The organism is Streptomyces sp. LS1784, assembly GCF_020103755.1.
Classification (GTDB): domain Bacteria; phylum Actinomycetota; class Actinomycetes; order Streptomycetales; family Streptomycetaceae; genus Kitasatospora.
Window position 1 is genome coordinate 1 of sequence record NZ_JAHSQD010000477.1, and the last position, 6,490, is coordinate 6,490.

Consider the following 6,490-nt stretch of genomic DNA (forward strand, 5'->3'; position numbering starts at 1 on the left):
GGCCGCGCCCGCCCGGTGGAGGCCGGGCCGGGCTGGGTGCTGCTGCCGACGGCGGGCGCGGCCTCCGCCACGGCGGCCTTCTTCACGGTCCGTAACCCGGGCGACATCCCGGACGAACTGACCGGTGCCAGTTGGGAGTTCGGTGGCCGGATCACCCCGAAGCGGCACCTGCACCAGGGCGCGGCGGGCCGCTGGGAGCCGGCACCGGCGCTACCGGTGCCGGCCGGCGGCGAGCTGCGGATGACGCCGGAGGACGCGGATCTGGTGATCGCCGACCCGCCGCCGCTGCGGGCCGGCCAGTGGGTGGAGTTCACCCTCACCTTCCGGAACAGCCCGCCGCTGCGGCTCGCCGCACAGGTGCTGCCGGCGGCCGAGCGCCCGCGCTGAACGGTCCGGGGACAGGCCCGGGACCGTCGCTCAGGAAGGGCGGTCCCCGAGGGTCTCCTCGACCGTCCGGCGCGGGGTGGCCGTCCCGGGCGGGCCGTAGCCGGTGCGCAGCACCAGCTGGACGTGGCCCGGCCCGGCGGCCGGGTCGCGCAGCGCCCAGCGGGTGTCCGGCCACTCGATCGCCTGGTGCCAGATGGTGAGCCGGACGCCGTGCAGCGTGGCCAGCAGCCAGACCCGCTCCAGCGCCTGCCCGGTGCGCAGCCAGTCCAGCGGGCCGTCGCCGGGGGTGGTGAGGGTGCACAGCTGGGGCAGCGCCTCGAAGCGCCGGGAGGGCTGCGCGGGGGCCTCCGGCGGGCGGCCGGCGAACTCGCGCATCGGCACCCGGGCGTCGTGGTCCTGCGGGCCGAGCGCGGCCATCGGGATGCCGTCCTCGGCGGTGCCGTCGTCGGGCCGCAGCCAGGCGCGGGACTCGGCCGTGCGGGCCGGGTCGGCGGCGTTGCGGCTCTCGGCCTCGGCGGTGAGCGCCTGCACCCGCCGTACGCCCTCCTCCTCCAGTGCGGCCAGCGCGACGCCCTCCTCGCGGGCGGCATCGATCAGCTCGCCGATCACCGCCTCGGGCACATCCCGCTGGGTGAACGGCTCGCGGCTGGAGTGCCGGGCGGCGATGGCGGGGTAGAGGTCGCGGCCGAAGGGCGCCGATGCGGCGGCCGGGCGGGAGAGGTCGAGCACGGCGAGCAGCTCGGGCTCGGCGGCGTCCGGCAGCAGCCGGACCACCGGTTCCCGGTCCAGCCGGCCGGCCGCCACCCGCAGGTTGAACACGGCCGCGCCGACCGCGACGTGCACCGCGGCGCCGACCGGGTCGGCCAGCGGTACGGAGCGCCCGGTGTCGGCGTACACGGCGAGCCCGCGCCCGTCCGGGGTCGGCACGAAGCGCCAGGGCTGGCTGTTGTGCAGCGACGGCGCCGCGCCGCCGGCGGCGGCGAGCAGGCGCAGGTCGGCTGCGCTGAGCATCTGGGTCACAGCCGGGTCGAACGTCATGGCGATCCACTCCTTCAACCGCGAGGCTTCGGTTTCGATCGCGGGGTTCGCGCAAACGCCCGGGGTCCCGCTGCTTTCGAGGGTGCGCGCCCGGCGTGGGCCGGGGACAGGGCCCTTGGGCCCGTCCCCGGGCCCGTCCGGTGGATCAGGACGGGGGCGGATCCACCGGACGGACCGCCTGTCACCCGTGCGGGACGACCGCGACGGGGGCCTCGGCGTGGTGCAGTACGGCGTGCGCGATCCGGCCGAGCCGGGGGCCGAACTCGATCGGGCGCCGGCCCCGGCCGACCACGACCAGCGCGGCGCCGGTGGAGGCCTCGACCAGGGCGCGGGCGGCACCGACCTGCACGTCCTCGACCACCTCGACCTCCGGGTGCTGCTCGCGGAGGCCGGCCAGGGCGAGCGAGAGCAGCTTGGCCTCCAGCGCCTCCAGCTGGCCGAGCTCGGCCGCCGGGACGACGCCGCCCGCGTAGCCGAACACCGGCGGCAGGTCCCAGCCGTGCACGGCCCGCAGCCGGGCGCCGCGCAGGGCCGCCTCGCGGAAGGCGAAGTCGAGCACCTCCGCCTCCGGGGTGTGGGCGTCGACGCCGACCACCACCTCGGCCGCGCCCTCGCCCGGCGTGCCGGTCTCGCGGACCACGACCAGCGGCACGGTGCTGCGCCCGGCCACCGACATGCTGACCGAGCCGAGCAGCAGCCCGGTGAAGCCGCCGCGGCCGCGCGAGCCGATCACCAGCAGCTCCGCCTCCGCGGCGGCGGCCAGCAGACCGTCCACCGGCGCGTCCAGGACGGCGTCGCTCTCCACGGTCAGGTCCGGGTACAGGCCGCGGATGTCCTCGGCGGCCTCGGCCAGGGTGCGGCGGACGGCCTCGGGCAGGGCGTCCGGCTCGGCGTAGGAGGACACGCCGTCGGTCAGCCACGGCCAGGCGTGCACCAGGCGCAGCGAGGCGCCCCGGCGCACCGCCTCGGCGGCGGCCCAGTGGGCGGCCGCGGTGCTCTGCGGCGAGCCGTCGACCCCGGCCAGCACGGTTGACGTCATGAGTCTTCCTCCACACTGTCGACACGCTGTCGACGCTCGGCGGTTCGGTGCGGGCTGCGGTGCGCTCTGACGCCCCGTCCGCTCCTCCCCCACCCTGTCAGCCCGCCACCGCCCGGCGGCAGAGGCCCCAGGGCCCTGGACGACGGGCCGAAAGGCCCGCCCGACGGAGCCTACGGCCGACCCCGCCGTCCCCACCACCGACACCTGGGCATTACCGTGAACACGGCAATCCCGCTGGTCGGACGGCGCCCGAGCCGGGCCGGACGGCGGGGGCGGCCGTCCGCAGGGCGGATGTGGCACGTCCGGACGGTGGACGGGTCGGTCAGGGCAGCACGACGAGGAGGACAGCGGTGGGCGGAGCGGACGGCAGCGCGGCGGGTGGCGGCGCGCGGATGCCACGGCTGCGCCTGGACGAGCTGCTGGAGGAGCTCCAGTGGCGGATCGACGCGGCGCGCGGCACGCAGAACCGGGTGCACAGCCTGTTGGAGGCGGTGCTGGCGGTCGGTCGCGAGCTGGACCTGTCGCAGGCGCTGCACCGGATCGTGGAGGCCGCCGCCGACCTGGTGGACGCCCGCTACGCCGCGCTCGGGGTGATCGGGCCGGACGGGCACACCCTGTCGCAGTTCCTGACGGTGGGCCTGACGGAGGAGGAGATCGCCGAGATCGGCCCGCCGCCCTCGGGCCGGGGCATCCTGGGCGAGCTGATCCGCGAGCCGCAGCCGCTGCGCTGCCCGGTGCTGTCCGACCACCCGGCCTCGGTCGGCTTCCCGCCGAACCATCCGCCGATGCACACCTTCCTGGGGGTGCCGGTGCGGGTGCACGGCGAGGTGTTCGGCAACCTCTACCTGACCGACAAGCGCGGCGGGCTGGACTTCGACGAGGACGACGAGGCGGTGATCTCCACCCTGGCGGTCGCGGCCGGTGTGGCGATCGACAACGCCCGGCTGTACGAGGAGGCGCAGCTGCGCCAGCGCTGGCTGCGGGCGAGCACCGAGATCACCCGCAGTCTGCTGTCGGGGGCGCCGCGGCTGGAGGTGGTCGAGCTGATCGCCCGCCGGGCCCGGGAGATCTCGGGCTCCGAGCTGGCGGACGTCTCGGTGGCGCTGGCCGGCCCGGAGGAGCGGGCCGAGGAGCTGACCGTCGAGGTCGCACTGGGCGGCACGCCGTCCGCGCGGCTGGGGGTGACGGTGCCGGTGGACGGCACGCTGTCCGGCGCCGCGTACGCCTCCGGCTCGCCGGCCACCAGTGACGAGCTGGCCTGTGACGCCCGCTTCCCGGCCGGCCCGGCGGGTCGCTTCGACGGGCTGGGCGCGGCGGTGGCGGTGCCGCTGGGCACCGGTGCCGGCTACGGGCGGGGCGTGCTGCTGCTGGCCCGGGCGCAGGGGCAGCCGGCCTTCGGGCCGGAGGAGACCGGCCCGCTGCTGGGCTTCGCCGACCAGGCCGCGCTCGCCCTGGAGCTGGCCGAACGGCGGCGCGACGCCGAGCAGTTGAACCTGCTGGAGGACCGCGACCGGATCGCCCGGGACCTGCACGACCTGGCGATCCAGCGGCTGTTCGCGACCGGGATGACGCTGCAGAGCGCGGGCCGGCTGATCGAGAGCCGGTCCGCGGCGGACCGGGTGGCCCGGGCGGTGGCCGACCTGGACGAGACCATCAAGATCATCCGCTCGACCATCTTCGGCCTGCGCGCCCACGGCGAGCCGGACCGCGGCCTGCGCGCCCGCGCCACCCGGGTGGTCACCGACGCCCAGAGCACGCTCGGCTTCGCGCCGCGGCTGAGCATGGAGGGCCTGCTGGACACCGACGTGCCGCAGGAGCTGGCCGAACACGTGGTCGCGGTGCTCGCCGAGGCGCTCAGCAACGCCGCCCGGCACGCCGGGGCGTCCCGGGTCGAGGTGACGCTGCGCGCGCTGGCCGGGCGGGTGGTGCTGACCGTGACGGACGACGGCGTCGGCGTGCCCGAGGGCGGCCGGCGCAGCGGGCTGCGCAACCTGGCCGAGCGCGCCGACCGGGTCGGCGGCTCCTTCACCGTCGACCCGGCCGAGGGCGGCGGCACCCGGCTGGTGTGGGAGGCCCCGGTCGGCTCCTGAGGCCTCCCGACCGGGCCCTGCGCCCTCCCGGCCGGCTCCTGAGCCCTCCCGGGCGTGGGCGGCCCCGCAGCGCGGGGCCGTCAGCCCCGCAGCGCGCGCAGGAAGTCCAGGAGGTGGGCGTTGAACTCCTCAGGCCGCTCCATGTTCGGGTAGTGGCCGGTGCCCTCGACGATCACCGCGCGGCCGTTGACGACGGTGCGCACGACCCGTTCGGCCAGGTTGATGTGGTCCACCGAGTCGATGCCGCCGTTGATCGCCAGCAGCGGGACGGTGATCCCGGTGAGCCGCTTCCAGCTGTCGGTCACCGGCACCAGGTACTGGGGCTCGTCGGGGGTGTGCTTGGCAACGGTGTTCCGGGTCATCTCCTTCAGCCGGCGCACCACCTCCGGGTCGACCTCGTCCAGGCGGCGGTGCGGCCCGGAGGCGAGCCGGGTGAAGGAGTCGAGCCAGCGCTCGGCGTCGCCCTCGGCGAGCGCGGCCGTCTGCTCGGCGGCGAGTTCGCCGAGCCACGGGTCGCTGAACTCGGACTCGCCGGTGCCGTTGCCGCTGATCACCAGCGCGCCGACCAGCTCGGGGTGTTCGAGGGCCAGGTCGAGGGCGATCGTCCCGCCCATGGAGAGCCCGATCACGGTCACCGGCCCGAGGCCGAGGTGGCGCAGCAGGTCGGCCAGGTCGTCGACGGCGCGGAAGGGCCGGCTCGCGTTGTCGGAGACACCGTGGCCGCGGGTGTCCGGTGCGATCACCCGGTACTCGGACAGCAGGGCGGGGATCTGGTCCGCCCAGTTCCGGTGGTCCAGCAGGCCACCGTGCAGCAGCACCAGCGGCTCGCCGGTACCGGCGTCGAGGTAGGCGAGGCGGCCGTGGCCGCTGTCGAAGAAGCGCAGGTCGTCATGGGAACCGGTAACGGCGGATTCAGTCATGACGACAATTTTAGGTCGAGCGACCTATATTTGTCTCCCATGAGCACCGAACCCGTTCCGCACGGTCGCCCCGTTCATCCCACCTTCCCCTCGGACCGCATCGGCCACAACCCCGCCGGCCCCGTGCTGCTGGTCGGCGGCTACGGCACCGTCGGCGCCGAACTCGCCCGACTCGCCGCCCCCGCCTGGCCGTTGCTGCTCACCGGCCGCTCCGAACAGCGCGGCGCCGCCCTCGCCGCCGAACTGGACGGCGCCACCGCCCGCCGCTGGGACCTCGCCGACCCCGAACCGTTCACCGCCGGTGTCCGGGCCGTGGTCGGGGTGGTCAACGACCCGGACGACCGGGTGCTGCGGGCCGCCGTCGGCGCGGGCGTCCCGTACGTGGACGTCACCCGCTGGACCGCCCGGCTCCAGCGCGCCGCCACACTCGCCGCCCTGCTGCGCCCGACCGCCCCGGTGCTGCTCTCCTCCGCCTGGATGGGCGGGGTGACCAGCCTGGTCGCCGCCGCCCTGGCGGACCGGCTGGGCGGGGCCGAGCGGATCGAGACCGCCGTCCGCTGGGACCTCGCGGACCGGGCCGGCGCCGACTCGGTGGAGTTCATGGACCGCCTCGGGCTCGACTACGAGGTGGTGCAGGACGGCCGGCGCCGCACCGTCGCCCCGCTCAGCCGTCCGCGCACCGTGCGGATCGGCGCCGCCCCGACCCTGGTCGCCGGGATCGACACCCCCGAACAGTTCACCCTCCCGCTCACGCTGGGCGCCACCACTGCCACCACCCGGATCGGCTTCAGCTCCCGCTCCTCCACCACCGCCCTGCTGGCCGTCCGGCGCGCCGGGTTCTTCCGCTGGGGGCGCGGCGAGCGCTGGGAGCCGGCCCGCCGCGCCCTGCTGTACTCGCCCGGCGAGGGCGGCACCGCCCTGCTGCGCACCGACGTCTCCTCCGGCGGGCGCACCCTCACCGCCACCGTCGAGGACCGGGCCGGCCAGGCGCACCTCACCGCCGTCGGCGCCCTGCT

At 76.4% G+C, this 6,490-nt stretch carries 6 protein-coding genes; 3 read left to right on the plus strand and 3 right to left on the minus strand.

The features are described 5' to 3' along the window. A partial coding sequence (locus KS423_RS35155; RefSeq protein WP_224283804.1) for a copper chaperone PCu(A)C occupies positions 1–387 on the plus strand: 387 nt, incomplete at its 5' end. Between the two features lie 30 nt (positions 388–417). Here KS423_RS35155 and KS423_RS35160 read toward each other — a convergent pair. Together KS423_RS35160 and KS423_RS35165 are read right to left on the minus strand one after the other, a co-directional pair. Next, positions 418–1,425: a hypothetical protein gene (locus KS423_RS35160; protein WP_224283805.1), complete on the minus strand. Its 1,008-nt coding sequence runs from the start codon at positions 1,423–1,425 to the stop codon at positions 418–420. A gap of 181 nt (positions 1,426–1,606) precedes the next feature. Next, complete coding sequence (locus KS423_RS35165) at positions 1,607–2,464, minus strand: universal stress protein (RefSeq protein WP_224283806.1); 858 nt, start codon at positions 2,462–2,464, stop codon at positions 1,607–1,609. A 392-nt stretch (positions 2,465–2,856) separates the two neighbouring features. Between KS423_RS35165 and KS423_RS35170 the strand changes: the two genes are divergently transcribed. Further along, entirely contained in the window at positions 2,857–4,554 is a 1,698-nt protein-coding gene (locus KS423_RS35170) for a GAF domain-containing protein (RefSeq protein WP_224283808.1), read from the plus strand. 80 nt (positions 4,555–4,634) lie between these two features. Here KS423_RS35170 and KS423_RS35175 read toward each other — a convergent pair whose 3' ends face one another. Next, positions 4,635–5,474 (minus strand): alpha/beta fold hydrolase, encoded by an 840-nt coding sequence (locus KS423_RS35175; protein WP_224283807.1) that lies wholly within the window; start codon positions 5,472–5,474, stop codon positions 4,635–4,637. A 123-nt stretch (positions 5,475–5,597) separates the two neighbouring features. Here KS423_RS35175 and KS423_RS35180 point away from each other — a divergent pair. Beyond that, on the plus strand, positions 5,598–6,490 hold an 893-nt coding region (locus KS423_RS35180), incomplete at its 3' end, for a saccharopine dehydrogenase (protein ID WP_224283809.1).

Bases quoted from the DNA above. Each gene is read 5' to 3' on its own strand.
- KS423_RS35165 (WP_224283806.1), bottom strand. From the start codon at position 2,464: ATGACGTCAACCGTGCTGGCCGGGGTCGACGGCTCGCCGCAGAGCACC.
- KS423_RS35160 (WP_224283805.1), bottom strand. From the start codon at position 1,425: ATGACGTTCGACCCGGCTGTGACCCAGATGCTCAGCGCAGCCGACCTG.
- KS423_RS35175 (WP_224283807.1), bottom strand. From the start codon at position 5,474: ATGACTGAATCCGCCGTTACCGGTTCCCATGACGACCTGCGCTTCTTC.
- KS423_RS35170 (WP_224283808.1), top strand. From the start codon at position 2,857: ATGCCACGGCTGCGCCTGGACGAGCTGCTGGAGGAGCTCCAGTGGCGG.